General features: G+C 61.6%; 24 protein-coding genes. 16 read left to right on the forward strand and 8 right to left on the reverse strand.

The window, feature by feature from the left end; genetic code table 11:
* The first annotated feature begins 8 nt into the window (after window positions 1–8).
* Window positions 9–437, forward strand: coding sequence for a hypothetical protein (locus tag O987_RS11210; protein ID WP_003056226.1), 429 nt, complete (start codon window positions 9–11; stop codon window positions 435–437).
* Window positions 438–621: 184 nt separating this feature from the next.
* Window positions 622–1,734, forward strand: a complete 1,113-nt coding sequence (gene cobT, locus O987_RS11215; RefSeq protein WP_003056063.1) for a nicotinate-nucleotide--dimethylbenzimidazole phosphoribosyltransferase — start codon at window positions 622–624, stop codon at window positions 1,732–1,734.
* Window positions 1,735–1,789: 55 nt separating this feature from the next.
* Here cobT and nth read toward each other — a convergent pair whose 3' ends face one another.
* The 3 genes from nth to O987_RS11230 all read right to left on the reverse strand — a co-directional run bounded on the left by nth (window position 1,790) and on the right by O987_RS11230 (window position 5,877).
* Window positions 1,790–2,446: an endonuclease III gene (nth, locus tag O987_RS11220; protein WP_003056062.1), complete on the reverse strand. Its 657-nt coding sequence runs from the start codon at window positions 2,444–2,446 to the stop codon at window positions 1,790–1,792.
* Between the two features lie 89 nt (window positions 2,447–2,535).
* The gene (locus tag O987_RS11225; protein WP_187427890.1) at window positions 2,536–4,245 is read right to left on the reverse strand and encodes a ShlB/FhaC/HecB family hemolysin secretion/activation protein; all 1,710 of its coding nucleotides are present in this window, start codon (window positions 4,243–4,245) and stop codon (window positions 2,536–2,538) included.
* A 132-nt stretch (window positions 4,246–4,377) separates the two neighbouring features.
* The gene (locus O987_RS11230; RefSeq protein WP_043372228.1) at window positions 4,378–5,877 is read right to left on the reverse strand and encodes a collagen-like triple helix repeat-containing protein; all 1,500 of its coding nucleotides are present in this window, start codon (window positions 5,875–5,877) and stop codon (window positions 4,378–4,380) included.
* Window positions 5,878–6,175: 298 nt separating this feature from the next.
* On the opposite strand from O987_RS11230, the gene O987_RS11235 reads away from it, so the two are divergent.
* Together O987_RS11235 and O987_RS11240 are read left to right on the forward strand one after the other, a co-directional pair.
* Entirely contained in the window at window positions 6,176–7,372 is a 1,197-nt protein-coding gene (locus tag O987_RS11235) for a PLP-dependent aminotransferase family protein (RefSeq protein ID WP_043372231.1), read from the forward strand.
* Window positions 7,369–7,590, forward strand: a complete 222-nt coding sequence (locus tag O987_RS11240; protein WP_003056058.1) for a SlyX family protein — start codon at window positions 7,369–7,371, stop codon at window positions 7,588–7,590. Before O987_RS11235 ends, O987_RS11240 begins: the two co-directional genes overlap by 4 nt.
* Before the next feature lie 85 nt (window positions 7,591–7,675).
* Here the strand turns inward: O987_RS11240 and O987_RS11245 are convergent, their stop codons facing one another.
* Window positions 7,676–8,647, reverse strand: a complete 972-nt coding sequence (locus O987_RS11245; protein ID WP_043372234.1) for an AraC family transcriptional regulator — start codon at window positions 8,645–8,647, stop codon at window positions 7,676–7,678.
* 143 nt (window positions 8,648–8,790) lie between these two features.
* Here O987_RS11245 and O987_RS11250 point away from each other — a divergent pair, with 143 nt between their 5' ends.
* Window positions 8,791–9,963, forward strand: coding sequence for an FAD-dependent monooxygenase (locus O987_RS11250; protein WP_043372236.1), 1,173 nt, complete (start codon window positions 8,791–8,793; stop codon window positions 9,961–9,963).
* 553 nt (window positions 9,964–10,516) lie between these two features.
* On the opposite strand, the gene O987_RS11260 is transcribed toward O987_RS11250, so the two are convergent.
* Window positions 10,517–11,041 (reverse strand): MarR family winged helix-turn-helix transcriptional regulator, encoded by a 525-nt coding sequence (locus tag O987_RS11260; protein WP_003056055.1) that lies wholly within the window; start codon window positions 11,039–11,041, stop codon window positions 10,517–10,519.
* 178 nt (window positions 11,042–11,219) lie between these two features.
* On the opposite strand from O987_RS11260, the gene O987_RS11265 reads away from it, so the two are divergent.
* The 11 genes from O987_RS11265 to O987_RS11315 all read left to right on the forward strand — a co-directional run bounded on the left by O987_RS11265 (window position 11,220) and on the right by O987_RS11315 (window position 23,934).
* Window positions 11,220–12,203 carry a Bug family tripartite tricarboxylate transporter substrate binding protein gene (locus tag O987_RS11265; RefSeq protein WP_043372241.1) on the forward strand — a complete coding sequence of 328 codons (984 nt, stop codon included), beginning with the start codon at window positions 11,220–11,222 and terminating at the stop codon, window positions 12,201–12,203.
* Window positions 12,204–12,318: 115 nt separating this feature from the next.
* A complete protein-coding gene (locus O987_RS11270; protein ID WP_043372243.1) occupies window positions 12,319–14,625 on the forward strand; it encodes a xanthine dehydrogenase family protein molybdopterin-binding subunit in 2,307 nt (768 codons plus the stop codon).
* The gene (locus O987_RS11275) at window positions 14,618–15,499 is read left to right on the forward strand and encodes an FAD binding domain-containing protein (protein WP_043372244.1); all 882 of its coding nucleotides are present in this window, start codon (window positions 14,618–14,620) and stop codon (window positions 15,497–15,499) included. Before O987_RS11270 ends, O987_RS11275 begins: the two co-directional genes overlap by 8 nt.
* Window positions 15,496–15,975, forward strand: coding sequence for a (2Fe-2S)-binding protein (locus O987_RS11280; RefSeq protein WP_003056048.1), 480 nt, complete (start codon window positions 15,496–15,498; stop codon window positions 15,973–15,975). Before O987_RS11275 ends, O987_RS11280 begins: the two co-directional genes overlap by 4 nt.
* A complete protein-coding gene (locus O987_RS11285) occupies window positions 15,965–16,762 on the forward strand; it encodes a CoxG family protein (protein ID WP_043372247.1) in 798 nt (265 codons plus the stop codon). Before O987_RS11280 ends, O987_RS11285 begins: the two co-directional genes overlap by 11 nt.
* 104 nt (window positions 16,763–16,866) lie before the next feature.
* Window positions 16,867–17,961 (forward strand): porin, encoded by a 1,095-nt coding sequence (locus tag O987_RS11290; RefSeq protein ID WP_043372249.1) that lies wholly within the window; start codon window positions 16,867–16,869, stop codon window positions 17,959–17,961.
* A gap of 586 nt (window positions 17,962–18,547) precedes the next feature.
* Window positions 18,548–19,780 carry a SpoIIE family protein phosphatase gene (locus O987_RS11295; protein WP_043372250.1) on the forward strand — a complete coding sequence of 411 codons (1,233 nt, stop codon included), beginning with the start codon at window positions 18,548–18,550 and terminating at the stop codon, window positions 19,778–19,780.
* Window positions 19,781–19,795: 15 nt separating this feature from the next.
* Window positions 19,796–20,362: a SiaB family protein kinase gene (locus O987_RS11300; protein ID WP_003056041.1), complete on the forward strand. Its 567-nt coding sequence runs from the start codon at window positions 19,796–19,798 to the stop codon at window positions 20,360–20,362.
* Between the two features lie 34 nt (window positions 20,363–20,396).
* Window positions 20,397–20,786 (forward strand): DUF1987 domain-containing protein, encoded by a 390-nt coding sequence (locus tag O987_RS11305; protein ID WP_003056039.1) that lies wholly within the window; start codon window positions 20,397–20,399, stop codon window positions 20,784–20,786.
* Complete coding sequence (locus tag O987_RS11310; protein ID WP_043372253.1) at window positions 20,787–21,548, forward strand: GGDEF domain-containing protein; 762 nt, start codon at window positions 20,787–20,789, stop codon at window positions 21,546–21,548.
* A 148-nt stretch (window positions 21,549–21,696) separates the two neighbouring features.
* Window positions 21,697–23,934 carry a putative bifunctional diguanylate cyclase/phosphodiesterase gene (locus tag O987_RS11315; protein WP_043376363.1) on the forward strand — a complete coding sequence of 746 codons (2,238 nt, stop codon included), beginning with the start codon at window positions 21,697–21,699 and terminating at the stop codon, window positions 23,932–23,934.
* 140 nt (window positions 23,935–24,074) lie between these two features.
* Here the strand turns inward: O987_RS11315 and O987_RS29655 are convergent, their stop codons facing one another.
* The 3 genes from O987_RS29655 to O987_RS11320 all read right to left on the reverse strand — a co-directional run bounded on the left by O987_RS29655 (window position 24,075) and on the right by O987_RS11320 (window position 26,172).
* A complete protein-coding gene (locus tag O987_RS29655) occupies window positions 24,075–24,197 on the reverse strand; it encodes a hypothetical protein (protein WP_268746957.1) in 123 nt (40 codons plus the stop codon).
* 184 nt (window positions 24,198–24,381) lie between these two features.
* Complete coding sequence (locus tag O987_RS27965) at window positions 24,382–24,525, reverse strand: DUF3149 domain-containing protein (protein ID WP_003056033.1); 144 nt, start codon at window positions 24,523–24,525, stop codon at window positions 24,382–24,384.
* A gap of 219 nt (window positions 24,526–24,744) precedes the next feature.
* Window positions 24,745–26,172, reverse strand: coding sequence for a M20 family metallopeptidase (locus O987_RS11320; RefSeq protein WP_043372255.1), 1,428 nt, complete (start codon window positions 26,170–26,172; stop codon window positions 24,745–24,747).
* Between the last annotated feature and the right edge of the window lie 5 nt (window positions 26,173–26,177).

Below are 26,177 nucleotides of genomic sequence, written 5' to 3' on the forward strand. Positions count from 1 at the left end.
AGTTGCGTATGGCTTTTTTCAAGGTTCAGACTCTTCAACTTGCTTTGGGTGCTGTGGTCTTGTCACTGGCCGGCATGGCCGGCGCACAGACGGATGCGGCCAAGCCGGCGGCTGAAGCAGCTGCGATGGATGCGGCCAAGCCTGCGATGAAAAAGCACCACCATCGTCACCATCACAAGGGTCAGCGCCCCATGCGCGAGAGCAATTCATCGTCTCGCGAGGCGATGGCGGCCAGTGCCGAGGCCAAGAAGGGCAAGCTCGATGATGGCCAGGGCATGAGCCAGTACCAGCGCAATGCCTATGCCCGCTGCGGGGTGTTCAAGACCGAAATCGACCAGCAGGCATGCATGGCGCGCGTCAAGGATGGCGCGGTCAGCGGCTCGGTCAAGGACGGCGGCATCCTGCGCGAAATCACGGTTGAGGAAATCATTCGCTGATGCCTTTGCCGCGCCTTCAGCCAAGGCCCTTCGGGGCCTTTTTTCATGCAGCTTCTGGGCAATCGGTGAACTTGGCGTTGCGGTGCCGATGAAAGCGCGATACTTGCAAGATAGCAAAAACGTGCCTTCCGCATCCCGGTGGTGGATGGCACCCAGGCCAGATGCACCGGGAATGACTGCACGCATGAGTTCCGCTTCCTTTTCCGAATTCCCACCGTCCACCCTCTGGTCCTGCCCGCAGGTGCAGGACATCCATGATGCGGTGCTGCAAGCCCGGGTCCAGCATCGTCTGGATTTCAAGACCAAGCCCCAGGGATCGCTGGGCGTGCTGGAGCAGCTGGCCTTGCGCATTGCCGGCATCGTGGGTTGCGAGACTCCTGAGCTGCATGCACCGCAGATGGTGGTGTTTGCCGCGGATCACGGACTGGCCGCCCAGGGGGTGTCGGCCTATCCGGTCGACGTGACCTGGCAGATGGTGGAGAACTTCCTCGCTGGCGGTGCCGCGGTGAGCGTGCTGTCTCTGCAAAACGGAATTGATCTGAATGTGGTCGACTGCGGGGTGGCCCGCGACTTTGAGGCACGTGAGCAGGATCCTGCGCACAAGCTTCCCAGGGCCCATGAGCCGCGCCTGTGGCGGCGCAAGGTGGCCTATGGCACGGCGGACTGCAGCCAGGGTCCGGCCATGAGCGAAGCCCAATGCGCAATGGCGCTGCGCAATGGCTCAGAACTTGTCAGGAAGCTGCCGGGCAATGCACTGCTGCTGGGTGAGATGGGTATCGGCAATACGTCCAGCGCTTCACTGCTGCTGGCACGGCTGTGCGGCGAGCCCGTCGAGGAAGTGACCGGGGTGGGCACGGGCCTGAGCAGCGAAGGCCTGGTGCGCAAGATCGCCGTGCTCAGGCGGGTGCTGGACTTTCATGCCAGCGTGCAAGAGCCGCTGGCTGTGCTGGCTGCCATGGGCGGGCTGGAGATCGCAACCATGACGGGAGCCGTGCTGCAGGCCGCTGCAGAACGCCGCCTGATCGTGGTGGATGGCTTCATCACCACGGCTGCCGTGCTGGTGGCCAGCCGTCTTCAGCCTCATGTGCTGCAGCGCTGTGTGTATGCCCATCGCTCAGGCGAGCCTGGGCATGCCCGCCTGCTGGCTCACCTCCAGGCCCAGCCCATGCTGGACTGGCAGTTGCGCCTGGGCGAAGGCTCTGGCGCGGCGCTGGCCTGGCCGCTGCTGCGCTCGGCATGCACCATGCTCAACGAGATGGCCAGCTTTGAATCAGCCGGCGTCAGCGGCAAGAGCTGAGGTATTTGAAAAAATATAGCAGCAAGCGCTTTTTGGGTATGCGTCTGAGGTGGTTTTAGCTCTTTTTTCCTGCTGCCGGTGCCGGGGTCTTGGGCGTGAAATCGCAGTACTGCGAGACCACGCATTCCCAGCAGCGCGGCTTGCGCGCCTGGCAGACATAGCGGCCCAGCAGGATCAGCCAGTGGTGGGAGTCCACCGCATATTCGTCGGGCACGCGCTTGAGCAACTGCTTCTCGACTTCGAGCGGATTCTTGCCAGGGGCCAGCCCCGTGCGGTTGCCGACACGGAAGATATGCGTGTCCACGGCCATGGTGGGCTGGCCGAAAGCCACGTTGAGTACCACGTTGGCGGTCTTGCGGCCCACGCCGGGAAGGGCTTCCAGCTCTTCGCGGGTGCTTGGAACTCTGCCGCCATGCAACTGAACCAGCATGCGGCAGGTCTCCATCAGATGCTTGGCCTTGCTGCGGTACAGGCCTATGGTCTTGATATAGCTCTCCAATCCCTCGACCCCCAGATCCAGAATGGCCTGCGGCGTGTTGGCGACCGGAAACAGCTTGCGCGTGGCCTTGTTCACGCCCACGTCGGTGGCCTGGGCAGACAGCAGCACGGCGGTCAGCAGCTCGAATACCGTGGTGTATTCCAGCTCGGTTTGTGGCGTGGGGTTGGCGGCCTTGAGCGCAGCAAAAAACGGCGCTATATCGTTTTTCTTCATGGGCGATATTGTGGCTTGTGGTTCGTGGGGCCGAACCAAGAAAAAGCCGCTGTGTTGCACAGCGGCTCGGATGCCATGGGCTGGGCGGCTCAGGGGTCCAGGTTGTAGCTCAGTACCAGGCTGTAGCGCAGCTCCCGCTCGGGATTGTTGATGGAGCGCTCGCCCAGCGGCTTGCTCATGGCAAGGTCGAGTGCGTAATGACGGCTGTCGGACAGGCGCAGGCCCAGGCTGGCGGAGCGCAGCGTGTTGCCCTTGACACCGCTGGTCTGCTGATGCGTGCGAGCCCATTCGTAGAGCAGATAGGGCTCGGCCGACTTGATCCAGGCCTGGTTGATGGGGAACTGGTAGTTGAGTTCGGCACTGGCACCCATGCCGGAATCGCCCGAGAACTCGCCAGCCTGATAGCCGCGGCCGAAGCGGGTGGAGCCAAAGGAGATTTTCTCCGGGACCGGAAGAACGTCGGCACTGTATTGCCCACCCACGGCAAAAGCGGCTCCCATCTTGTTGGCAAAGCGATGGCGCTGCGCATAGTCTGCGGTGATGCGGGTGAAGTCCAGCTTGGCCGGATTCTGGAGTTTTTGCAGCAGGCCCTGCCCATAGTAGAGGTCCAGGTTCTTGTAGGCCCCCAGGCTGTCCAGGCCGTGGGCCAACAGGACCGATGCGGAGCGGGTGGTGGTCTTGCCATAGGACGCCCAGGCCATCTGCGCATAGATCGTTCGAACCTTTTCCTCGCGCAGCAGCGAGGCCTGGCTGTCGGCCAGCTCGCGGCTGTAGTTGATGGCATACAGGCCTGCCGTGGTGCTGAGCTGGGTGGTATTGCTCAGTATCCAGGGGTGGCTGATGTTGAAGTCCAGCTTGCGCTGCTGCGTCAGGTCGTCGATGCCGGGAATGCGCGTTGCCGGCGGGTTGAGGCTGCGGTAGTCGGAATAGCTGACACGTGCCTGCGTGCCCTCTGGGGTCAGCTGCTGCGTGAAGCCAATGCTGCCGAATCTTTCCTTGTCGGGGTTTTGCAGCATGGCCGAGGCCTGAAGCTGGCTGCCAGCCCACAAGGGGTCGTTCAGGGTGAGAGAGGCAATGATGCGTGGTGTGGGCTTGCGTGCTTCGCCTCCGACGGTGACGGCGATGGGCTTGTGCTTGGATTTGATGATCAGTGGCACAGCACCGTCAGTGGTCGTCGGCAGATTGGCCGATGCCGTGATCTGCACTCCGGGCAGGCGCGCCATCAGCTGGGTCTGGTGCTGAAAAGTCTTGGTGGTCAAAGGCCTTTCGTTGAGAAGCGGCTGGGCAATTTCGCGTATCTGGTCCTCGGAACGGCCGAAATTGCCTTCCAGATTCAGGCTCTGCACATAGCCTTCGACCACGATGACCTGCACCGCGCCATTGGCAAAGTCCTGTGGAGGAAGGTAGGCAAAAGACAGGGCGTAGCCATGGCGCTGGTATAGCTCGCTGACCTTCTGGGTCGCGGCATTGAGTTCACCGACCGTATGCGTGCCATTGATGAAAGGGGTGAAAAGCGCGCTGACCTCTTCGAAAGGAATCGCCGTGCTTCCCTGCACGTTGACGCCACGTACTGCGACCTGGAGGTTGATGAGATCCTGGGGACTTGGCGGGGGCTTGTCGATCTGCACCGGAACCTGCCTGGGCTGCTGTTGCAGATTCCTTGCGGACTCGGGCGTCTGCGGCAGGCTGTTGAGCGGATTGCCGCCCTGCTGTGACCAGGCCAGAGGAGCCCAGGCCGCAAGTGCCAGTGCCTGAATTCTGTGGCCGATGCGGCCCTTTGGTTTTGCTTTTGACTGCAAAAGTCCCTCCTGTTCTATTTTTATGGCTCTCATTGTTCCCTACATCCCCAGAACTGGGTATGGGGCTGTCGTAAAAAAGCCCGCCTGAAGGCGGGCCAGGCTCAAGCGGTGCACTGGCCACCGCTGTTTCCCTTACTTGCTGGTGGCTACCGCTCCACCACCCAGGCCAAGCGCCAGATTGCCACCCAGCAGACCGCCCAGCAGGCCGCCCGAGGCGCTTGCGCCACCTGCAGCACCTGCGCCAGCCGTGACATTGGTCACGCCGCCCAGCACGCCGCCCACGAGGCCGGTGACCGTGCCCACGGTGTTGCCGACCAGGCCCGTGACTGCGGTGCCGGCATTGCCGCTGCCTCCTGCTGATCCTGCGACACCGCCGACCAGCCCGGTCACGCCGCCCAGCACGCCACCGACCAGATTGCCTGCGCCTGCAACCGGGCTGCCGGCATTGCCGCCGCCGCTCACGCCACCAGTCACGCCACCCACCAGGCCCGTGACCGAGCCCAGCACGCCGCCGACGATATTGCCGGAGCCGCCGGCAGAGCCACCCGCGCCGCCCGTGACATTGCCGAGCACGCCACCGAGCAGGCCGCCGCTAGGTGTGCCGGGACCTGTCACCACGCCACCCAGGCCGGCCACGGTCTGGCCGACACCCGAAACCACGCCGCCCAGCGGAGCCACAACCGGAACTCCGGTGCTGGTGACGGAAGCTCCTACATGATTGACCACACCGCCCACAGTGCCCAGCAAGCTGTTCACTGGCTGGCCCAGGCCCGTGGTCTGAACCAGATTCTGGGTGGTGCCCAGGACGGTGCTCAACACCGGCGTTGCGACCTGGCTGACCTGAGTGGTCAGACCCGAGACCAGCGGATTGCTGGTCAGCTGAGCCACCGTGCCTTCGACGCCGGAAACGGTGGTGCCGAGGATTTGCACCGTGCCGCCCGCCAGGCCCGCCACATCGCCGACCACGCCAAGCTGAGGAGTATCCAGCGCACTGACCGTCTTGCCTGCCGAAGTGACCGCAGCGCCCAGATAGCCGACGGCGGGAGCCACGCCTTGCAAGGTGGTGCCTATGGGGTCAGCCGTCTTGCCGATCTGGCCCAGGCCCGCGCTGACGCCACTGCCGACGCTGTTGACGGCATTGTTCACATTGCCAAGAATGCCGCTGGCAGGTTGGGCCACGCCGCTCAGAGGCGTGCCGCTGGTGGCCGTGCCCAGAGTGGAGGTCACGATATTGTTGACATCGCTGATGACGCCGGTGGTGCCGGTCAGCGTTCCTGTGACATCGGCCACGGTTTCGCGCACGGGAGTCAGCGGGGTGCTTGCAACGGGCGGATTGCCCGTGCCGCCGTCACCGCCACCGGTGTTGCCGCCACCGGTACCGCCGCCCGTGCCCCCACCCGTGCCGCCGCCCGTGCCGCCTGTGCCACCGCCTGTGCCACCGCCTGTGCCACCACCGGCAACCACGTCGCCGCCGCCGGTGCCGTCGGGTCCGAGATCACTGCGCAAGGAGCCGCTGGAGCCGCAGGCTGCCAGGCTGGCAACCAGAGCCACGGCACACAGGCTGCGCAGGCTTAACGGGGTCTTGCCGTTGATAGCGGCAGACAAGGCCTTGCTGGTAAAACTAGTACGCATAAATCCTCCATCCCAAAAACAAGTGAAAAAATCCGTTAAATACGCGGTCCGTGGATCGGTAGGCGTATGTTCTTGTCAGAGGCTTGGCGCTGTCCAATTCAAAGTTTGAGACACGAAGTTATGCGCAATTAACAATTGCTATCAACTTCAATAGATTGGCAGGAGTTTGATTACCTGCTGCATGGAATAGCGCCTACATAAAAGCCACTTCCTGTCTCTGGGGCGATTCGCGCGCCACAATGCAAGCCTGCCGCTCAAGCAGCGACGAGATTCCTGTAGCGCTTTAACCAAAAAACGTATGCAATTTGCCAAACGACTCGATAACGTAGAAACCTCTGCGATCCGCGAACTCTTCAAGCTGCTGGGCAAGCCCGGAATCATCAGCTTTGCGGGGGGCTTTCCGGACAGCGCCATGTTTGACGTAGCCGGCATCGGCGCAGCCTCTGCCGCTGCCCTGCAGCAGGAGGCGGGTGCTGCTTTGCAATACGGTGCGACCGAGGGCTATCAGCCGCTGCGCGAGCAGTTGTCGGCCTTCATGGCCGGCAAGGGCGTGCCTGACGTGGCGCCCGATCAGCTCGTCGTCACTACGGGCAGCCAGCAGGCACTGGACCTGCTGGGCAAGACCATGCTGGGCGAGGGGGACAAGGTCATCGTGGAAGGGCCGACTTTCCTGGCCACGATCCAGTGCTTCCGTCTCTATGGCGCGCAGGTGATTTCCGCACCTGTGGACGAGCATGGCGTGAAGACCGATGAGCTCGAAAAGCTGATTGCCGAGCACCAGCCCAAGCTGGTCTACCTGATTCCCACGTTTGGCAACCCCAGCGGAGCCATGCTGAGCCTGGAGCGTCGCAAGAAAGTGCTGGAGCTGGCCGTCAAGTACCAGACGCTGGTGGTGGAAGACGACCCCTATGGCGACCTGTACTTCAATGAGGCGCCACCTGCCAGCCTGCTGTCGCTGACGCGCGAAGTTCCCGGCAGCCGCGAGTGGCTGGCCCACTGCGGCTCCTTGTCCAAGGTGCTCAGCCCCGGCCTGCGCATCGGCTGGCTGATCGCCCAACCCGAATTGCTGGCTCGCGCCGTGATGTGCAAGCAGTTCAGCGATGCCCATACCAGCACCTTTGCCCAGGCCACTGCCGCCCAGTACCTGAAGTCCGGCGTCATGCCTCAGACCCTGGCTCATGTACGCGAGGTCTATGCCAAGCGCGCCAAGACCATGGGCGATGAACTGCGTGAGCAACTGGGCGATGCCATCGAGTTCGTGCAGCCTGAGGGCGGCCTGTTCATGTGGGTGCGTCTGACGGGCGCTCGTGGCCAGCTGGCGGATGCCGGAGTGCTGGCAAAGAAGGCCATCGAAGAGGGCGTGGCCTTTGTGCCCGGTGCTCCGTTCTATGCGCAAAACCCCGACGCATCGAGTTTCCGCCTTTCGTTTGCCACTGCCGACGAAGACAAGATTCGCGCAGGCATTGCCCGCCTTGCCAAGGCACTCAAGGCATGAGCGACAGCCAGGAAGCGCTGCAAGAGCGAATCATGGAGCTGGAGATCAAGGCCAGCTACACCGAGGATTTGCTTGAGCAGCTCAATATGACGATTTATCGCCAGCAGCAGCAGATCGATCTGCTGATTGGCGAAGTGCGGGAGCTGAAGCGCCAGGCGCCCGAGGGCGGCGGTGCGGCGGTGCGCAATCTGCGCGACGAATTGCCACCGCATTACTGACTGCGGCTGTGCCTGTAATTGCCGCTTGAGCTGCGGCAGATTCAAGATGCCTGCGGTGGCTCTGCCCGGCAACGGCAGCAGAGCCTTATTTGAGCGCCGTAAACTCTTTTCGGAGCGCCTGGTTTTCGCGCTGGTACGCGCGTGGCGGCAGGCCGCACCAGCGCTTGAAGGCGCGCGCAAAGACGCGCTCCGATTCGTAGCCGCAATTCTCGGCGACCTGTACCAGGGGCAGGCCCGATTCCAGCTGCTGGGCAGCATGGGCCATGCGCTGCTGCAGCAGATAGGCCATCGGCGATGCTCCGACCAGTGCCTTGAATTTTTCGGCAAAGCGCGAGCGCGACATGGCGGCTTCCCTGGCCAGGGTCTGCAGGGTCCAGTCATGGCTGGGGCTGCCGTGGATGGCGGCCAGGGCCGTGGCAATCTGCGCATCGGCCAGGCCGCGCACCCAGCCCTGTTCATGCTCTTGCTGTGCGGCGAAATAGCTGCTCAGCACATGGACCATGGCCAGTTCGCCAAGACGCATTGCCGCCAGACGCCAGCCGGGGCGCCGTGCCAGGGAGTCCTCTATCAGCGTCTGCAGGACATGGCCCAGGATGGCTGGCGGTGCGGCTTGGTGTGCCGGTATATGCAGCAGTGGTGGCAGCAGGGGCAAGATGGTGTGGCGGCAGTGGGCCGATATCCATAGCAGCACCGAATCGATGCGGCTGCTGGCCCCGCTGCCGCCATGCTCGAAGGTGAGCGGGTTCTCGTCCTTGGGACCCTGGGCAAAGCGCTCGATCATCTGGGCGAACGAAATCGGTGGCAGCGTCAGATCCGAGGCCATGACATGCGGGCTGCCCAGCGGCAGCAGCACCAGATCGCCCGGCATGACCTGTACCGGAGCCTGGCCTCGTACCTGCAGCCAGTATGGCTGCCCCTGGCCGATGCGGATCATGGTGCCAGGCACGCCTTCGGAGGCCAGCGCCCAGGGGGCGTTCAGGAAAAAGCGCGCCGTTACCGCACGCTCGGCCCGGCAGATGGCCAGTACATCGCTTAAATGGTCGCTGCTTTGCTTCATGGAGGATTTGGGACGATTTGTGCCATTTTAAGGATGTGCTGCGCTTCACGCCGAAGCAGCTCTTGCCGACACTGGCTGGCACCGGGATCAGGATGCCGGCATGGACCGACCCGAGAAACCCATACCCATATCAAGGAGCAAGCATGAGCAAGACAGGACTGAAGATAGGCATTGTGGGAGGCGGCATCGGCGGCCTGGCCGCCGCCAATGCGTTGCACAGCAGCGGACACCAGGTGACGGTGTTCGAGCAAAGCCAGCAATATCTGCGCGTAGGGGCCGACATCAATCTGACGCCCAATGCCGTGCGCGCTCTCGATGGTCTGGGTGCCGGCATCGCGGCGGCCGTGCGCGCCTCGGCGGCCCGTCCCACGCACCGCATCAGCCGCAACTGGGACAGCGGCGAGGAAACCTCGCGCCTGACGATGGGCAACGAAGCCGAGCGCCAGTACGGCGCGCCGCAGCTCACCATCCATCGCGCCGATCTGCTGGCTGCACTGGCCGATGCTTTTCCCGGCGAGCAGGTGAAGTTCGGCAGACGCGTCAGCCGGATTGCCCAAGACGATGCCGGCGTTGCCGTGGAATTTGCCGACGGCACGCAGGTTGAGGGGCTGGATGCGCTGATCGGCTCAGACGGAATTCATTCGGTGGTGCGTTCCGCCCTGTTCGGCGCCGAGAATCCGCGCTTTACCGGTGTGGTGGCGTTCCGTACCGTGGTGCCTACCGAGCGCGTACGCCATGTTCCCGATATCGGGGCCTTCACCAAATGGTGGGGGCCGACAGCGGAGAGTCAGATCGTGACCTTTCCGCTCAACCAGGGGCGCGACACCTTTATCTTCGCCACCACGGCACAGGAGTCCTGGCACGAGGAGTCATGGACCACTGAAGGCAGCGTAAGCGAGCTGCGCGGCTTTTATGCGGGCTTTCACCCTCATGCGCGAGCCTTGCTGGATGCATGCGACAGCGTGCTCAAGACCGCTTTGTATGAGCGCGATCCGCTTGCGCAATGGTCGCAGGGTCGGGTATCGCTGCTGGGGGATGCCAGCCATCCCATGATGCCGTTCATGGCTCAGGGGGCCGGCATGGCGATCGAGGACGCCGTGGTGCTGGCGCGCAATCTCGATGCAGCGCAGGACGCCGATGGCGTGCCGCAAGCCCTGCAAAATTACGAGGCCATGCGCAAGCAGCGCACCAGCCAGATCCAGATCGGCTCGCGCGGCAACAACTGGCTGCGGGCCGGCGGCAATGCCGACTGGGTCTACGGCTATGACGCCTGGCAGGTGGCCTTGCCGTCCGAGACCTCGGCCTGCGCGATCTGAGCGGCCGCTGCCCCCGGCAGCCGTTCTGGTCGATGGCGTGCTGCAGAGAGGCACGCAAGCTCGCATGAGCGAAATCCGTGGCATGCAGGCCTGCGCTACGGCCAGATCTGGCCAAAGGCCCTGGACGGCCGCGTGGCATGGCGCGATGTCTTGCTGCGGCCCGGGCTTCTGGTGCCTTGTCAAAGCCTGATGGCGGGCACGCCGTCAGCGCCATGCACCATTGGGGCGACGGGAAGCAGGCTCTACACCCAACGGCATGGCCTCTTGTCTGACGGCATGGCATTTCAGGACTTGCCGAGTGCTGCCTTTTGCGCGAGAGGGTGGGGCGAGGATGTGCGCGCAGGCTTGGACGGCCTTGGGGCGAACGAGGGCCGGTGGTTTCAGATGCAGCGCCGAAAGCTGCGGTTTCGGAACCTGTTGCCCTGAAATAGGTGTCCCTGGCACGTCACTCACCTTGGGCCGCCTTATGCGGTCTGGCCTGCTGGCCCCGGCACTGGCGTGTACATGGTTTGCAGCAGTCTCTCGGCGCTTGCCCGACACGCTACATCCCGCTTTAGTCCAGACCCGCTTCTTGCTCGGCGGACAAGGTGGCTGCTTGTTCGCAATGTGCACGCAGGCGCATCAAGGCCCGGTACATGGCGTTGCGCTCATCTTCGGGCAAGGTCCGAATGGCGGCAGCCTGGCTGGCACGCGCCAGGGGCATAACCTGTGCATGCAGGGTCTCGCCCTGTTCTGTGATCCGGCAAAAAATCTTCTTGCGCGGCGTATTGCCTTCACCCTGCAGATCCACCAGACCTTTGGCTTGCAGCCGCTTGAGAGCGCGGCTCACCAGGGCCTTGTCCGAAGTGGACTGTATGACCAGATCCGAGAAGGCCAGCCGCCTGGCGTGGGCAATCAAGGCCAGCAAGCGCCACTCCGAGACTGTCAGATCGTGCTTCTCGGCATAGGGCACGGTAATCGTGCGCCGCAGAGCATTTCCCACCTGGCTCATCAAGGTGGTGATGAAGTCGTCCACCGTCAATCCGTCGCCTTGCGCATTGAGCTGCGACCAGGGCGTTTCGCATGTTTTCTTGTTCATGCGCCATTGTTCCACCGGAAATAACAAATTCAGATGTCAATAGTGAAAACGGCAATTTGATCAATCAACTATAAGCGTATAACTCCGTCTATTGTTTCTCTTGCGATTCAATGTTTCACTAATAAATCAAGTGAGACGAGGCACCAGATTTATACCCACGGCCCAAGGAGAGGCGACCATGTCAGTTGATAGACGCCAGTTTTGCTTTACCGCGCTTGCCTGCGGCACGCTGCTTGCGCAGCCGGTGCTTGCTGAAGAGACTTATCCGAGCAAGCCCATCACGGTGATCGTGTCCTACCCGCCAGGCGGGGATACCGATGCAATCGCCCGCCTCTTTGCCGACAAGCTCAGCCACAGGCTCAAGCAGACCGTGCTGATCGACAACCGTCCGGGTGCTGGCGGCGCGATAGGCAACGGCATGGTGGGCCGTGCACGTGCCGACGGCTACACCTTGCTGTTCACTCCCAACCCCTTCACCACCGCGCCCCTGGTCATGAAGCTGTCGGGCGCTGCAGCCTACGACGTGCTCAAGGGCTACGAAGCCATCATCAACACTGCCACACAGCCCCTGGTGCTGGTCACAAGCCCCAAGCTCGGTGTCAAAAGCCTGCCCGAGCTGATTGCCAGGGCCAAGAGTGGAGCCACCGTCTCCTATGCCAGCCCCGGTGCCGGCTCGCCCATGCACATCGCCGGCGAATGGCTGAACAAGGCCGCTGGCGTCAAGCTGTCCCATGTTCCATACCGCGGCGTCGGGCCCTCGGTGACCGACGTCGTGGCCGGTCATGTCGATACGGCCTGGGTCACTTTCGGACCGGTGCGCCAGTATCTGGACTCCGGCAAGCTGCTGGCGTTGGCCATAGGCGATACCCGGCGCTCATCGCTTGCACCCGCCGTGCCGACCTTGACCGAGCTGGGCTACAAGGATGTGGTGGTCGGCGCCTGGAACGGTTTCTTCGCGCCGAAGAAGACGCCTCCAGCGGTGATCAATCTACTCAATGAGCACCTCAATGCCATTTTGCGAGAGCCCGAAGTCGTGGAAAAGCTCGCGGTCTTCGGCGCCCTGCCTGCGGGCGGATCGCCCAAGGTGCTCAGCGATCTCAATCAACGCGAGTACATGGTGATGGGCCAGGCCATCAAGGAACTCGGCATCGCGGCCGAGTGAAACCGAGCAATCGCGCAGGCCCAGGCCTGGGCGATTCGAACTGACCTCTATTTGACTGACGTGGCACAAGCCCGGGGTCCGCAGCGACCCGGGCCTTCTGCCGCGAGGCACGGATATGACATCTGCTCTTTCATCTCGATCCACGCTGGGCATGGACACTCCGCAGGTAACGGCCAAGGCCAAGGTGCTTGGCCGGGCCGTCTACGCTGGAGATCTCAAGCTTGCCGGCATGTTGCATGGCAAGGTTCTGCGCAGCCCTTACCCGCATGCGCGCATCGTTCGCATAGACACTGCCGAGGCGCGCTCGCTGCCTGGCGTCAAGGCGGTTCTGACCGGTGAGGATGCGCCTGCCACACTCTGGGGGGCGCATCACAAGGAACGAGCCGTCCTGGCCAAGGGTGTGGTGCGTTATTGTGGCGAGGAAGTGGCTGCCGTGGCCGCCGTGTCCGACGAGATTGCACGCGATGCGCTGGATCTGATCCGGGTCGAGTACGAGGAGCTGCCCGCCATTCTCACGCCCGAGGAGGCCATGGACGAGGAGGCCTTCGGCATCCACCCGGGACGCAACAATGTGGCCCAGCATATCCAGTTCGAGCGCGGTGACGTGGAGGCAGGTTTTGCCGCCGCGGATCTGATCCACGAAGCCACTTACACCACGCATTCTCAGTACCCCGGCTATATGGAGCCCATGGCCACGGTGGCTTCGCTGGACCCCGATGGCCGGCTGGTGCTCTATACCTCGACCCAGGCCGTGAATCTGGTGCGCATGCAGGTGGCCATGACCCTGGGTCTGCCCATTTCCCGCGTGCGTGTGATTCAGGCCGCTACCGGAGGCGGCTTCGGCGGCAAGATCGTGGAGGACGACAACCAGTTGCTGGCCGGCCTGCTGGCCCTGCATACCCGGCGCCCGGTGCGGCTGGTCAACAACCGGCTGGAGGACTTCCAGGCAGCATGTGCCAGCGTGCCGGAGCGCATCACTCTCAAGCTGGGCATGCAGGTGGACGGCCGCATAGTCGCCAAGCAGGTGGGCATTGTTGCCGAATGCGGCGCCTATGCCGGCCTTGCCGGCGATGTGATGCATGTCAGCGCCATGCGCAGCGACAATATGCACCGCAATCCCAATGTGCGCTCGCAAGCGACGCTGTACTACACCAACAATCCGCCGCGCGGCGCCTTCCGTGGCTTTGGTGGAACTCAGATGCAGTTCGCGCTCAACAGCCATATTCATACCATGGCGGAGAAGCTCGGGCTGGACCCGGTGCAGGTGCACAAGATCAATGCGCTCAAGGCCGGAGAAATTTCGATCCACGGCTGGCATATCGGCAGCACCGGACTGCTGGAGTGCATAGACCAGGCCACCGAAGCCATCGCCTGGTCAAGCAAGCGCCAAGCGACCAAGGCCTCGGGCACCAAGCGCCGTGGTGTGGGCATGGCGGCAGCCATGCATGTGAGCGGCAACCGCACCATAGGCAACTGGGACGGGTCGACGCTGGTCATCAAGATCAACGAAGACGGTCGCGTCTTTCTCATCAGCGGTGAATGCGATATGGGCCAGGGGGCGAGCACCATGCTCAGCCAGATCGTGGCCCATGAGCTGGACCTGCCTCTGGCCGATATTCATGTGCTTGCGCCCGATACCGATGTCTCTCCGGTGGCAGTGGGCACTCTGGCTTCACGTGTCACCATGTCGGGCGGCAACGCGGCCATCATCGCTGCGCGCAAGGCGCGCCAGGAGTTGCTGAGCCTGGCTGCCGAGCGCCTTGATGCGCCGCCCGATGCGCTGACGCTGGAAGGCGGTGCGGTCTATGTGAGCGCCGAGCCGGAACGCCGCAGCACCGTGGCCGAGCTGGCACGCCAGCATATCTGGCGCCATGGTGGCGGTGGCATCCAGGTCACCGGGACCTGGGACCCGAAGACCGTCATGCATGACGACAAGCTCTACGGCAATATCGCCGCAGCCTACTCCTACGCCGCCCAGGCCGTCGAAGTCGAAGTGGATATCGAGACCGGCCAGGTCAGCGTCATCGACAGCTATGTCGCCGACGACTGCGGCAAGGCGCTCAACCCGATTGCGATTCACGGCCAGACCAATGGTGCCACCGTTCAGGCCATAGGCTGGACGCTGTATGAGCAACTGCACTATGAGGGCGGACGCCTGGCGAACGGCAATTTCGCGGACTACAACATGGCCACCGCCGATGCGGTTCCCATGCTGCGCGGCGGCTTGGTGGAGTCCACCGATCCCAACGGCCCCTATGGCGCCAAGGGTGCCAGCGAGACCGCCATCCTGCCAGGCGCACCAGCCATCGCCAACGCCGTCTATGACGCGATAGGCGTGCGCATCACCGATCTGCCCATCACCCCGGAAAAAGTGCTGGCTGCATGGCGCGACAAGCAGCAGCAAGGAGCAAGCCATGCGTGAATTTGATTTTGCGGAGCCCAGCTCGGTAGCGGAGGCCAGCCAGATGCTGGCCGATCAAGGCGACGATGCACGCATTATTGCGGGCGGGTCGGCCTTGATGCTGGCCATGCGCCAACGCATGCTTGCGCCCACTCACCTGATCTCGGTGGCAAGGCTGCCCCGGCTGCATGGCATCGATTTCGATCCGCGCCAAGGTCTGCGTATCGGGGCCATGAGCCGCCATATCGATGTGGCTCGCTCCGAGCTCGTGAAAGCGCATGCACCGGTGCTGGCCCGGATGGCCGCGCAGGTGGCCAATCCCCAGGTGCGCAACCAGGGCACGATTGGCGGCAATCTCTGCTATGCCGACCCTTCCACGGACCCGCCCGGCTGCCTCATGGCCCTCGATGCCTCGGTGGTTCTGGGCAGCACACGCGGAGAGCGCGTGCTGTCGATGGAAGAGTTCCTGGTCGACTACTACACCACGGCCATGCAGAGCGATGAGCTGCTGCTGGAAATCCGGGTTCCGCTGCAGGCGCCCGGCACCCAGGGGGAATACACGCGCTTTCTGCGCACGGCAGCAGAACACAGGCCCCTGGTCAGCGTGGCCCTGGTCGTGCAAAGAGAAGGGCAGATATGCCATCAGGCACGTCTGGTCGTGGGCGCATCCACGCCCGTTCCCACCAGGCTGCGCCGCGCCGAGGATTGCTTGCGTGGCAAGACCGTGAATGCGCAGCTTGCTGCCCAGGTCGCCGCCATCGTGGCCGAGGACATCCAGCCGGTCTCGGACCTGCGCGGCAGCAGCGAGTTCCGCCGCGCCATGGTGGGCGTGGTGACCCGCCGCACGGTGTCCATGCTGTTCGGAATCGATATCAATGAAGGAGTTGCCGCATGAGCACGCATCGCATCGAATGCCAGGTCAACGGCGAATCGCACAGTGCCGAAGTCGCATCACGGCGACTGCTATCGGATTTCCTGCGGGATGACCTGCATCTGACCGGCACCAAGCGGGGGTGCGAGACCGGAACCTGCGGCGCCTGTTCGGTGCTGCTGGACGGTGAAGTCATCAAATCCTGTCTGATGCTGGCCGTGCAGGTTCATGGGCGCAGCATCACCACCATCGAAGGGCTGGCCGCCAATGACCAGCTGCACCCCCTGCAGAAGAACTTCATGCAGTGCGGCGGCCTGCAATGCGGCTACTGCACGCCGGGTTTCATCATGGCCTCCTGCGACCTGCTCAAGAACACGCCCCAGCCCAGCTGCGAGGAAGTGCGCCACGGCCTCAGCGGCAATCTCTGCCGCTGCACCGGCTACACCCAAATCGTCGAGTCCGTGCTGCATGCAGCACAGGAGATGCATCATGGAAATTGAAAAAACCCTGACCGTTTCAGCTCCTCCCCAGCAGGTCTGGGAGCTGCTCCTCAATCCCCAGATCATGGCCGGCGCCGTGCCCGGAATGAAGTCCATCGAGGTCATCAGTCCCACGGAATACGTGGCGGAGATGCACCAGAAGATTTCCTTCATCAGCGCCAGGTTCAAGCTCAAGACCAGGCTCGTCGAGCAGAAGGCTCCGGAATACATGCGCGTCGAAGGCACGGGCGAGGATGCGTCGGTGGCCAGTTCGCTCAAGCAGACCAGCGAAGTGTTTCTGACGCCTGCTGCCAACGGCGGCACCGATCTACGGATCAAGGTCAATGTCGACGTGCTGGGCCGCCTGGGCGCCTTCGGCCTGTCGGTCATGAAGACCAAGGCCGATCGCCTGTGGGAGGAGTTCGGCAGCAATCTGGCGGCGCGCATAGAGGCTGGTGGCCTGGCTCTCGATGTGCCCAGCGCGGCTTCGCTGGCGCCGGTTGCGCCTGCTGTGGCCAGGCAGGCCGTCACCCGGCCCGAAATGGCTCCTGCGCCCGATCCTGCACCGGCGCCGGTTCCCGGCCCGGTTCCGCGAGATCCCATGGATGCGATCGTCACGGCCAGCACCGAGGACGCAAGCCCTGATGCTGGCTGGTGGTCGCGCATCTTCGGCACTGCTCGCAACACGCGCAACTCCGGCCAGTTCATACGCGTAGAGGTGCGTCAGCTGGACAAGACGATCTGTGTCGAGTGGCCTGTCGCGGCTGCATCCGAATGTCGGGAATGGCTCAGGTCGCTGCAGAAGTAAGCGCGTTTCCCCATAGACCCGGAAGGAGGTTCAGGACCCAAAAGACCAATCGAATCAAGCCACGCATGCAAATAACTAAACGAAATTGGAAACTGGAGACATTCATGCTGAAAAAAATAGCAGGCGCTGTCGCGCTACTAGGGGTGGGAGGTTTTACCCATGCACAATCGTCAGTGCAGATCTACGGCATCATGGACACGGCCGTCGAGACCATGGATCATGTGGGCGCGAGCCGCTCCACCTTGACGCGCATGCCCAATCTCTCGGGCAGCGTTCCTTCGCGCCTGGGCTTTCGCGGCCGCGAGGATCTGGGCGGCGGCCTGAGCGCATCCTTCACGCTGGAGATGGGCATAGGCCCTGATAGCGGCGCGCTCAACCAGGGCGGACGCGGTTTCGGCCGCCAATCGTTCGTCAGCCTGAACGGATCCTGGGGTTCGCTGGGCCTGGGCCGCCAGTACACCATGCTGTTCTGGTCCGTGCTCGATGCCGATGTGATCGGCCCGAGCCTGCACAGCATGGCCAGCCTGGACAGCTACTTCCCCAATGCACGCGCCGACAATGCGATTTCCTACAAAGGCGTGTTTTCGGGCCTGACCATTGGCGCGACCTATAGCTTTGGGCGCGATGCCGTCAATGCCGGCCCCAGTCCTTCAGGCACCAACTGCGCAGGTGAGAGCAGTACGGACTCCAAGACCTGCCGCGAGTGGTCGGCCATGCTCAAGTACGACAGCGCGACATGGGGTGCCGCATTGGCCCATGACGAGCTGCGTGGCGGCCCCGGCGCTTTCGCAGGACTGAGCAGCAGCGACAAGACCGACAAGCGCAGCATGCTCAATGGCTATGTCAAGTGGGGCGGCGCCAGGATTGGTGCCGGCTTTATGCGTCGCAAGAACGACGGATATATCGCCTCACCGCGCAATGACCTGTGGTTTGTCGGTGTGAGCTACCCCATGGGTCCCTGGACGCTGGATGCCCAGTACAACCAGCTCAATTACAAGGACAACGCGGACAAGGGGCAGCTGATGGTGCTGCGTGGCACTTACAGCCTCTCCAAGCGCACGGCAGTCTATGCCTCGCTGGGCTATATGAAGAACAGCGGCAATGCGGCTTTTGGAGCCAGCAGCGCTCAGGCTGGAGGAGCGCCAATGCCGGGCGTGAACCAGACGGGCTTTGGCGCGGGCTTGCGCCATACGTTCTGACTTCAGAACTAAACAGGCGAGTGCAGGAAGCCTGGTGGCCTGCACTCGCTTTCTTGAGAAGATGCAGCAATCTTGACACATTGATGCCAGGCGGTGGTTGCTTCGTGGCACCCAGTGCGGCTCGATGTAGAACAGTGCAGTGTCCTCACCTCCCTTGAAGCCGCTGCCGATGCAGGTCATCGTCAGCAGCAGCTTGCCCAGTAGTAGCCAAGGCTGAATGGGCTAGCCAAGCACTCGCACAAAGTCTGGAATGCCGGCCCGGTATAGCGGCAGGCATCGAACGTCCACACAACAGTGCCGATGACGATACCGCCTAGAACAGGATGCAGGGGAGCGGAAGTCACATGGCGCTGATTCCAGTCACAAGCAGGATGCTTCGATGCAGCGTTCAAGGCTGGAATCTTTTTTGATCACGTGTGCACTCTGTAAAGCGTCTTTGCTGAAACTCCACAGAGGCTGCAGGAGGCCGTTTCCTTGCTGTGAACTGTTGAATGTGTCAGTGAAATGGCTTCACCATTGCTTTGTCATGAAATCGCCATATAGCGTGCGTAACATTTACTCACAATAATTCCCTTGGCGATGCTGCATGCCTGAAATCTCCGAGTATCTGAGCGACTTCCGGCCACGCTTTCGTCCACCGAGTGCTGCCGATCTCTGCACCGAGGTCCCGTGCATGACGACCGATGACACGAATGAGAAAGTCATGGAGGTTTTCAACCGCTACCGTGACCTTGTCAGTCTTCCCGTTGTTGAGGGCAAACAGCCCATCGGACTCATAAACCGTAACATCTTCCTGTCGCAGATGAGCAAGCAGTTCCGCATGGAACTCTATGGTCGCAAGAGCTGTATCGCATTCATGGACAAAGAGCCGCTGATCGTGGACGCGGCTCTGGACATCGATGCCCTGACTTTCAGAACCGTGGAATACGGCGAAAAGGCACTTTCCGACGGCTTCATCATCACCCGCGATGGCGCGTTTGCCGGAACCGGCAATGGGCTGCAACTCATGCGCGTGGTGGCGGATATGCAGGCTTCGCGCAATCGCCAGATCATGCACAGCATCGAATATGCCAGCGTGATTCAGCAGTCGACACTTCGCAGCTCCCTGGATGCGCTCGCCAGAGCCTGTCCCGCAGCTCATCTGGTCTGGGAGCCGCGCGATATCGTCGGTGGCGATTTCTACCAGTTCAGTACCGATGCCGATGGCTGGTTCGCGACCGTGGCCGATTGCACGGGACATGGCGTGCCCGGTGCTTTCATGACGCTGATTGCCTCCACCAGCCTCAACCAGGCCATAGCGCAGAACGGGCCTCGCGACCCCGCCAGCCTGCTGGGCCATGTCAATCGCAGCATCAAGCAGATGCTGGGTCAGATGAACGGTCAGGATGCAACGCCTGGCTCCGACGATGGCATGGATGCGGCCTGCTTCTGGTTTGAGCCCGTGAACGGGCGCTTGAGCTTTGCGGGCGCACGGCTGTCCATGTTCCTGCTGCGTCCCGATACGGACACTGTTGAGATGCTGGAGGGACAGCGCAAGGGAGTCGGCTATGTCGACAGCGAAATCGATTTCGCTTGGCTTAACCAGGAGGTAAGCCTTCCCCGCGGCACGCTTGTCTTTGTGAGCACCGATGGACTGATTGACCAGATCGGCGGTCCACGCGGTATCGCTCTTGGCAAGCGCCGGGTGCGTGAATCACTGCTTGAGCATCGGCAGAAGTCTCCTTCAGAGATCAATATGGCCTTGCTCGAATCTCTGCGTGTCTGGCAAGGTGAACACCACCGCCGCGACGATCTGACCTTTTTCTGTTTTCGTACCTAGTCTCAAGGCCCATATATGCCTTCCCCCATGATTGCCGAGAAGTACGGATCCTTCTTCAATTTGGCGCGTCAGCACCAGGTCATTTTCTACTACGTCGGGTATTTCTCGCAGCACATAGTTGCGGCTATGGCCGATGCAGTGAAGTTGCAGCTTGAAGTTGCCGGGGTTGCCGCTCCAACCCGACGCAAGCTGTTTTCCTCGTTTGTGGAGATGGCGCAGAACATCATTCACTACTCAGCTGATTCGCTGACTCCCTCCAGTCTGAACAACGGGGAGCTACGTCATGGCTCGGTCTGCATTCGTCGAGAGGAGGACGGCAGCTTTTTGCTGCTTTGCGCCAATCCTATCGAGCCACTGATGGCCGAAGCGCTGAGGGTGAAATTGAATGCACTGCGGAGCATGACGCTTGAAGAGATCAAGCAAGCCTATCGACAGACACTTCGCGAGGAGACGCCTGAGGGGAGCAAGGGTGCGGGCATGGGTTTCTTGACCGTTGCCCGGGATGCCAGGGAACCGTTGGAGTTCGACTTCGACGCAGAGTCTGGCGACTCGCCGGTTTTCTACCTTAAGGCGGCCATATAGGCACGGCGAGACCGTCAACGAATAAAGAATACTGATGGAAAACCTCTACATTGCCCCAACGCCCAGCTCTCCCGAGGTGGATTTCATTTTTGATGCGCATACCTTGAGCATGCGTGGCGAGTCCTATCCGGAAAATGCTGCAGCTTTCTACAGCGACATCATTTCTCGGCTCAAGGACTACTTGTCCGCTCAGACAGAGACAAGGATCGAAGTGAATATTGCGCTGGCGTATTTCAACAGCTCCAGCACCAAAATGCTCTTCAATTTGATAGAGGCTCTGAGCAATTGCACAGAGGCCGGTAATCGCGTGGTGCTCAACTGGTATCACGATGAAGAAGACGACACGATTCTCGAGTTCGGGCAGGAGCTCAGCGAGGATTTTCCCGCTCTCGAGTTTGTCGCCCATCCAGTTGGAGCAACCTGAATGGACAGCCCTGGCACTACAGCGTCGCCAGATCTGTTTGAAGCAGAGAATCAGGCTCTTTTGACTGCGCGAGCGGCACATGCCGTCTGCGCCTGCACAGCGCCAACTCAATGCAGGCAGGCATTGGGTGACTTGCTTCTTGCATACGAAAGGCTTTTGCGAGAAACGCGCCGACTGGTGCGGCGCAGCGATCGCGCGGAGCTGGAGATGAATCAGTTGAATTCCCGGCTTCAGGATCTGGCGGCGGAGCTTGAACACCGGGCCACGCACGACACGCTGACGGGGGTCCTGAACCGAGCTGCCGTTATCGAGCTGGTGAACCAGTACTTCGTGCATGACGATCTTTCACTGATCGTGCTGGATATCGATCACTTCAAAAGAATCAACGACAGTTTTGGTCATCCGACGGGTGACAAGGTCATCCTCGGCGTTGTTGCCTGTCTTCAGGCCGTGGTACCTTCCTCTGCGCAGATCGGCCGAGTCGGCGGTGAAGAGTTCACTGTTGTGCTGCCTCGTCAGAGTGCGGACGTTTCCGAGAGACTTGCACAGGATCTCCGGCGCGCGATTGAAATCTGTGATTTCGATCTGCCCGATGGAAGCCGTGTCAGCGCCAGCTTTGGCGTGAGTTGGGCACCTGCGGGCGGCGATTTCGACAGCGCGTATGGCTTCGCTGACGAAGCGCTGTATGTCGCAAAGCGTGGCGGGCGCAATCAGGTCTGCCTCTCGTCCTGTTCCATGCAGTCTCTCGAGCATGAGACCTGAGCCAGCACCAGGGGGGGGGCACTCACGCCCGGTCGCCACCGATGCGACGCCCAGCGTGGATCCGGGGTCTGGGCCGAGGTGGCGCATCCTGGTGGTGAGCGACGATGCCGAGGTTCATGCGGCAAGCGGTGCTTGTCTGCAGGCTCAAATGCTGTTCGAGCGCCCGCTGCTGTTTTTGAATGCGTTTTCTGGCGACGAGGCAAGACAGCTGCTTTTGAGCGAAAGCGACCTGGCCGTGGTCATACTCGATCTTGCGATGGAGCGGGCGGGCGTGAGAATCGATCTGGTGCATTTCATACGTCATGTTGCGGCCCTGCGCAATACCCGCATCATTCTTCTTTCCGGCCAACCGGGGCAGGAGCCCGGGCTCGATGCGCTGATTGAAAATGACATCAGTGACTACAGAACTAGAGCGGAATTGACTGCTGATCGGTTGCACGTCATCGTTGCCACGGCAGTTCGCTCCTACAGGCAGCTGTGCGCGGCGGACACAAGCCGAGGCGACCTGGAGCATGTTCTGCGATCCAGTGCATCTCTGCTGGAGATCAAGGATTGCTACGAATTCGCATCCGGCGTACTGACACAACTGGCGGCTTTGCTGAAGGTTGCACAAGTGGGTGTGGTTTGTGCCCAGGAGTTGGCCAATCCCGACGGTTGCTACTTCGTGCAGGCGGCAACGGGCCGATTCTCCGAGCTGATCGGGTGTCCTCTGGAGCTGTTGCCGCAGACCTCAGAGCTGGGCTTGCTAAGAAAGGCCGTTGAGGGCCGCTGCAATGTCTACGGCGAGACTGGCGGACTGGCACTGCATATCGGCCACGACGATGGACAGAACTTCGCGGTGTTTATCGACGTGCCCAGGCATCATGCCGTGCTGCATCCGCAACTGCTGGATGTCTTCTGTGCCAATCTGAGCACATTGCTGCACAACCGCGGCCTGCTCGGGCGCCTGAAAGAGAGTGCCTATCATGATCCTCTGGTGAATCTTCCCAATCGCGCCCATTTTGTCGAGGCAGTCGATGAATGCGCAAGACAAGGCCTGCACGACTACATTCTGGCGCTGATCGATATTGACGATTTCAGTGCTACGAATGACCTGATGGGGCATCTGTTCGGGGACCGTCTGCTGGAGCGCGTTGCTCGCTGTCTTGAAGATGTGCTGCCAGGCGATGTGCTGTTGGCAAGGCTGGGTGCGGATACCTTCGGGGTATTGGGGGCCATCGCGCAGGTGCAGCCCAGGCGTCTGCTGGAGTGCGTGCGCCAACCGCTGAGTATTGATGGGGCTCCTTACAAGGTCTCGCTCACCTGTGGCTATGTGCTTTTGCCTCAAGAGTTTCGAGAAGGGGCGGACCTGGTCAAGGATGCCACGATTGCACTCAAGCGTGCGAAGCGAGATCACCGCAGTCAGGAGCTGCAGTACTCCGACCAGATGGGGGCCGAGGCGAGATCTCGTGCCTTGCTGTTGTCCGAGCTCAGAGAGGCGATCGAGAACCAGGAGCTGTTTCTGGTCTACCAGCCTCAGCTCAACCTGGTGACGCGTAGCGTCGTTGGAATTGAGGCGCTTCTGCGATGGCGTACAGAGGATGGCCGATTCGTGCCTCCGGACAAGTTCATCCCCGTTGCCGAGCACTCGGGTCTCATTGTGGCACTTGGCCAATGGGTGCTGATGGCCGCATGTGCAGCGATGCGCGAATTGCTGGATACAGGAGTCGCGCCGCAGCGCATCGCCGTCAATGTCTCGACGGTGCAGCTTCAGGACCCAGGATTTCTCGATATGGTCTGCGCCGCACTTGCCGGCAGCGGTTTGCGAGGGGAGCATCTGGAGCTGGAGATCACCGAATCCGTGGCGGCGCTTCCCACGGATTTGCTGAAATCAACGCTGTCGGCGCTGAGGGCAGAGGGCGTCTCCATCGCCATCGATGATTTTGGCACCGGGTACTCTTCGCTGAGCTATCTGGAGCAGCTTCCTCTGGATCGGATCAAGATTGACCGATCCTTTGTGTGTCAGCTTGGCGAACCGGACGGCGCACGGATAGCGGAAATGGTCGTTCAACTGGGTCGCAAGCTCGGGTTGAGCGTGCTGGCCGAAGGCATCGAGGGCGCCACCGTGTGCCAGGCATTGCTCGCCATGGATTGTTATGAAGGACAGGGCTATTACATCGCGAAGCCCATGGACAAGGACGTGCTCCTGGCATGGCTTCAGGCGCATTGCCTCGATGCAGACGCAGAAAGTCGCAACCAGCTGATGGCGCCACCGGTTGAACTCTCTTTTGATTCACGGAGTGTTGCAGCGTTCGGAGCGGAAGAATCGGCAGTGGCTATCCTCCCCGCAACAAGCGGTTCCTCAAGGCATGTGATGCGAGAGAGGGACTGGCATACATGCGCTTGACCTTGGCACTTTCTTCCTGCTTGTGCGCTGGCGCACAGGCATTCCGGGCTGTCGGTCTTTATGCGGCCAACGCGGTGTTTGCCGCTGGCATGGCGGATCGTGGCGATAAGCCTGAAGTGCAGCGGGCTTTGCTGCGCGCTTCACTGCCGCTGGATTTTCTTCGGTAAGTAAATGCCCCAGGCACTCTTGATCGACTCTTGCTCCTTGACGCGTAGAGATTCAAGAATGCCTTGAAACACCATCGCCAAGTCTTCGACACCCATCCACAGAAACTCCAGGCAAGAAAAAGCCCCTGCAAGAGGGGCTGAGAGTGCTTGCACTGATTCACTCGTCCTGGATATGTAAATTGCCGGGGAATAGCGAGGTCTCCGGTTTTTTGCGTTCAATTCACGTTATCCCGCCAGCAACTCAAGGCAGTACATACGCAGCATGCAGCGAGGATCGCGATTATTCCAGCGGGGTGTTTGCAACGTTTTTCATCTTGCCCAGGAAGAGGCGGGTGAAGAACGCGGCCATGACGATAATCAGCACAATCACGGCCAGGCTCATCAGCCCGTAGTCGGTGGAAAAGAGATCGATCATCAGCTTCATGGTTCCTCCCTGTTGAGTCTCCGCAGTCTTGCGGGCATGGCTCACTATGGCTGCTGGGGCCGCCGGAGTGCTTGTGCTGCATCAAGCTTTGGCAGCCGTCGCTTTGAGGCAGAGCAAGCAGGAGTACAGGATGAACGATCAATCCTGCCAGACGCCCGTAGGGAGTCTGGCAAGCGAAGTGCTGTGATCGCTTTCAGGGACGTGGGGCTCTCTTCTCTCTTACTTGCGCAGAAAAGGCAAGGCTACCTCGGGGGGGATGGGGCAGATATAGGGCTTGCCTTCACGACGCTGCAGCAACTCCTCCTTGGCGCGCTCCAGCAGTTCGGGCCGGGCCAACAACTCCACGGCGGTGGCCGTGAGAATTTTTGCAGCATGTACCATGCCGATGTGAGCCAGGCCGGACTGGCCTTGCGAGACCATCTGCCAGGAGTGCAAAGGCGTGCCAAAGGCATAGCAGGCCACCCAGGCCTGAACCGTGGGCGTGATCCAGCTCACGTCGGCCACGTCGGTGGAGTCGAACATGATGTCGCTGGCATCGGGGTCGTAGGGCATCAGGCCCTCGAAGACGGCCGGCACCCTGCCGCGCAGCACGCTGGCGAGCGGGCGGCTGACGGCGTCGACATCGTTTTTGTCCAGCGTGGCCTGGAACTGGCCGGCAACAGCATGCGCCTGCGCATCGGCCTGCAACTGTCCCAGTGCCTGCATCTGCGCATACATCACGCTGTTCAGCGTGCTGTTTTGCAACAGGTTGGAACAGGCCTTGTCGAAGACGATTTTCAGCCTGCAGTCCGTCATCAGCGCGGCGCCGCGAGCCACGTTCTGCACGCGTTCATAGAGTTCGGCGGCTTCGTGGTTGCGCGCTGCCCGAACCAGGTAGAGCACCTCGGCGCGCGCCTGTACCACATTGGGCGACAGGCCGCCGCTATCGGTGATGGCGTAGTGCACGCGGGCATCGGAGGGCATGTGTTCGCGCAGATAGTTCACCCCCACGTTCATCAACTCCACGGCATCCAAGGCGCTGCGGCCCAGGTGGGGCGAGTGGGCTGCATGCGAGGCCTTGCCGTGGAAGACAAACTTGGCCTGGATATTGGCCAGCGTGCTCTGGCTGAACAGACCGGTGTAGCTGGCCGGATGCCAGGTCAGCGCGGCATCCACATCATTGAACACGCCAGCGCGGGCCATGAAGGTCTTGCCGGAGCCGCCTTCCTCGGCCGGGCAGCCGTAGTAGCGAACGCGTCCGCTCAGGCCTGTGCGTTTCAGATGCTGCTGCAGCGCAATGGCGGCAAAGTGTGCCGAAGTGCCCAGCAGATGGTGGCCGCAGCCATGGCCGGCCAGACCAGGGCTGTCGATGGATGGGGTGCACACCAGAGCACCGCTTTGCTGGTTCAGACCTGACAGGGCGTCGTACTCACCCAGCAAGGCAATGACCGGGCCGGCATCACCCCATTCGGCCATGAAGGCGGTGGGAATGCCAGCCACATCACGCGTGATGCGAAAGCCAGCCTGCTCCAGGGCACTGCTGTGCAACTGGGCCGAAGCATTTTCGGCATAACGCAACTCGGCCAGCGACCAGATCTGGTCGGCCAAAGTCGTCATGCGTGGTGTCTCGCGTTGAAAAAAATCCTGCAGGGCGCTCATCGCTTGCATGGCAA

This window comes from Comamonas testosteroni TK102 (assembly GCF_000739375.1).
Taxonomy (GTDB): domain Bacteria; phylum Pseudomonadota; class Gammaproteobacteria; order Burkholderiales; family Burkholderiaceae_C; genus Comamonas; species Comamonas brasiliensis.

What these genes read in the sequence shown, in the direction of transcription:
- O987_RS11245 (WP_043372234.1), bottom strand. Translation starts at nt 8,647, where the DNA reads ATGAAGCAAAGCAGCGACCATTTAAGCGATGTACTGGCCATCTGCCGG.
- O987_RS27965 (WP_003056033.1), bottom strand. Translation starts at nt 24,525, where the DNA reads ATGAAGCTGATGATCGATCTCTTTTCCACCGACTACGGGCTGATGAGC.
- O987_RS11210 (WP_003056226.1), top strand. Translation starts at nt 9, where the DNA reads ATGGCTTTTTTCAAGGTTCAGACTCTTCAACTTGCTTTGGGTGCTGTG.
- O987_RS11290 (WP_043372249.1), top strand. Translation starts at nt 16,867, where the DNA reads ATGCTGAAAAAAATAGCAGGCGCTGTCGCGCTACTAGGGGTGGGAGGT.
- O987_RS11270 (WP_043372243.1), top strand. Translation starts at nt 12,319, where the DNA reads ATGACATCTGCTCTTTCATCTCGATCCACGCTGGGCATGGACACTCCG.
- nth (WP_003056062.1), bottom strand. Translation starts at nt 2,446, where the DNA reads ATGAAGAAAAACGATATAGCGCCGTTTTTTGCTGCGCTCAAGGCCGCC.
- cobT (WP_003056063.1), top strand. Translation starts at nt 622, where the DNA reads ATGAGTTCCGCTTCCTTTTCCGAATTCCCACCGTCCACCCTCTGGTCC.
- O987_RS11305 (WP_003056039.1), top strand. Translation starts at nt 20,397, where the DNA reads ATGGAAAACCTCTACATTGCCCCAACGCCCAGCTCTCCCGAGGTGGAT.
- O987_RS11295 (WP_043372250.1), top strand. Translation starts at nt 18,548, where the DNA reads ATGCCTGAAATCTCCGAGTATCTGAGCGACTTCCGGCCACGCTTTCGT.
- O987_RS11320 (WP_043372255.1), bottom strand. Translation starts at nt 26,172, where the DNA reads ATGCAAGCGATGAGCGCCCTGCAGGATTTTTTTCAACGCGAGACACCA.
- O987_RS11285 (WP_043372247.1), top strand. Translation starts at nt 15,965, where the DNA reads ATGGAAATTGAAAAAACCCTGACCGTTTCAGCTCCTCCCCAGCAGGTC.
- O987_RS11265 (WP_043372241.1), top strand. Translation starts at nt 11,220, where the DNA reads ATGTCAGTTGATAGACGCCAGTTTTGCTTTACCGCGCTTGCCTGCGGC.
- O987_RS11240 (WP_003056058.1), top strand. Translation starts at nt 7,369, where the DNA reads ATGAGCGACAGCCAGGAAGCGCTGCAAGAGCGAATCATGGAGCTGGAG.
- O987_RS11315 (WP_043376363.1), top strand. Translation starts at nt 21,697, where the DNA reads ATGCTGTTCGAGCGCCCGCTGCTGTTTTTGAATGCGTTTTCTGGCGAC.
- O987_RS11300 (WP_003056041.1), top strand. Translation starts at nt 19,796, where the DNA reads ATGCCTTCCCCCATGATTGCCGAGAAGTACGGATCCTTCTTCAATTTG.
- O987_RS11310 (WP_043372253.1), top strand. Translation starts at nt 20,787, where the DNA reads ATGGACAGCCCTGGCACTACAGCGTCGCCAGATCTGTTTGAAGCAGAG.
- O987_RS11260 (WP_003056055.1), bottom strand. Translation starts at nt 11,041, where the DNA reads ATGAACAAGAAAACATGCGAAACGCCCTGGTCGCAGCTCAATGCGCAA.
- O987_RS11280 (WP_003056048.1), top strand. Translation starts at nt 15,496, where the DNA reads ATGAGCACGCATCGCATCGAATGCCAGGTCAACGGCGAATCGCACAGT.
- O987_RS11275 (WP_043372244.1), top strand. Translation starts at nt 14,618, where the DNA reads ATGCGTGAATTTGATTTTGCGGAGCCCAGCTCGGTAGCGGAGGCCAGC.
- O987_RS29655 (WP_268746957.1), bottom strand. Translation starts at nt 24,197, where the DNA reads ATGGGTGTCGAAGACTTGGCGATGGTGTTTCAAGGCATTCTTGAATCT.
- O987_RS11250 (WP_043372236.1), top strand. Translation starts at nt 8,791, where the DNA reads ATGAGCAAGACAGGACTGAAGATAGGCATTGTGGGAGGCGGCATCGGC.
- O987_RS11235 (WP_043372231.1), top strand. Translation starts at nt 6,176, where the DNA reads ATGCAATTTGCCAAACGACTCGATAACGTAGAAACCTCTGCGATCCGC.
- O987_RS11230 (WP_043372228.1), bottom strand. Translation starts at nt 5,877, where the DNA reads ATGCGTACTAGTTTTACCAGCAAGGCCTTGTCTGCCGCTATCAACGGC.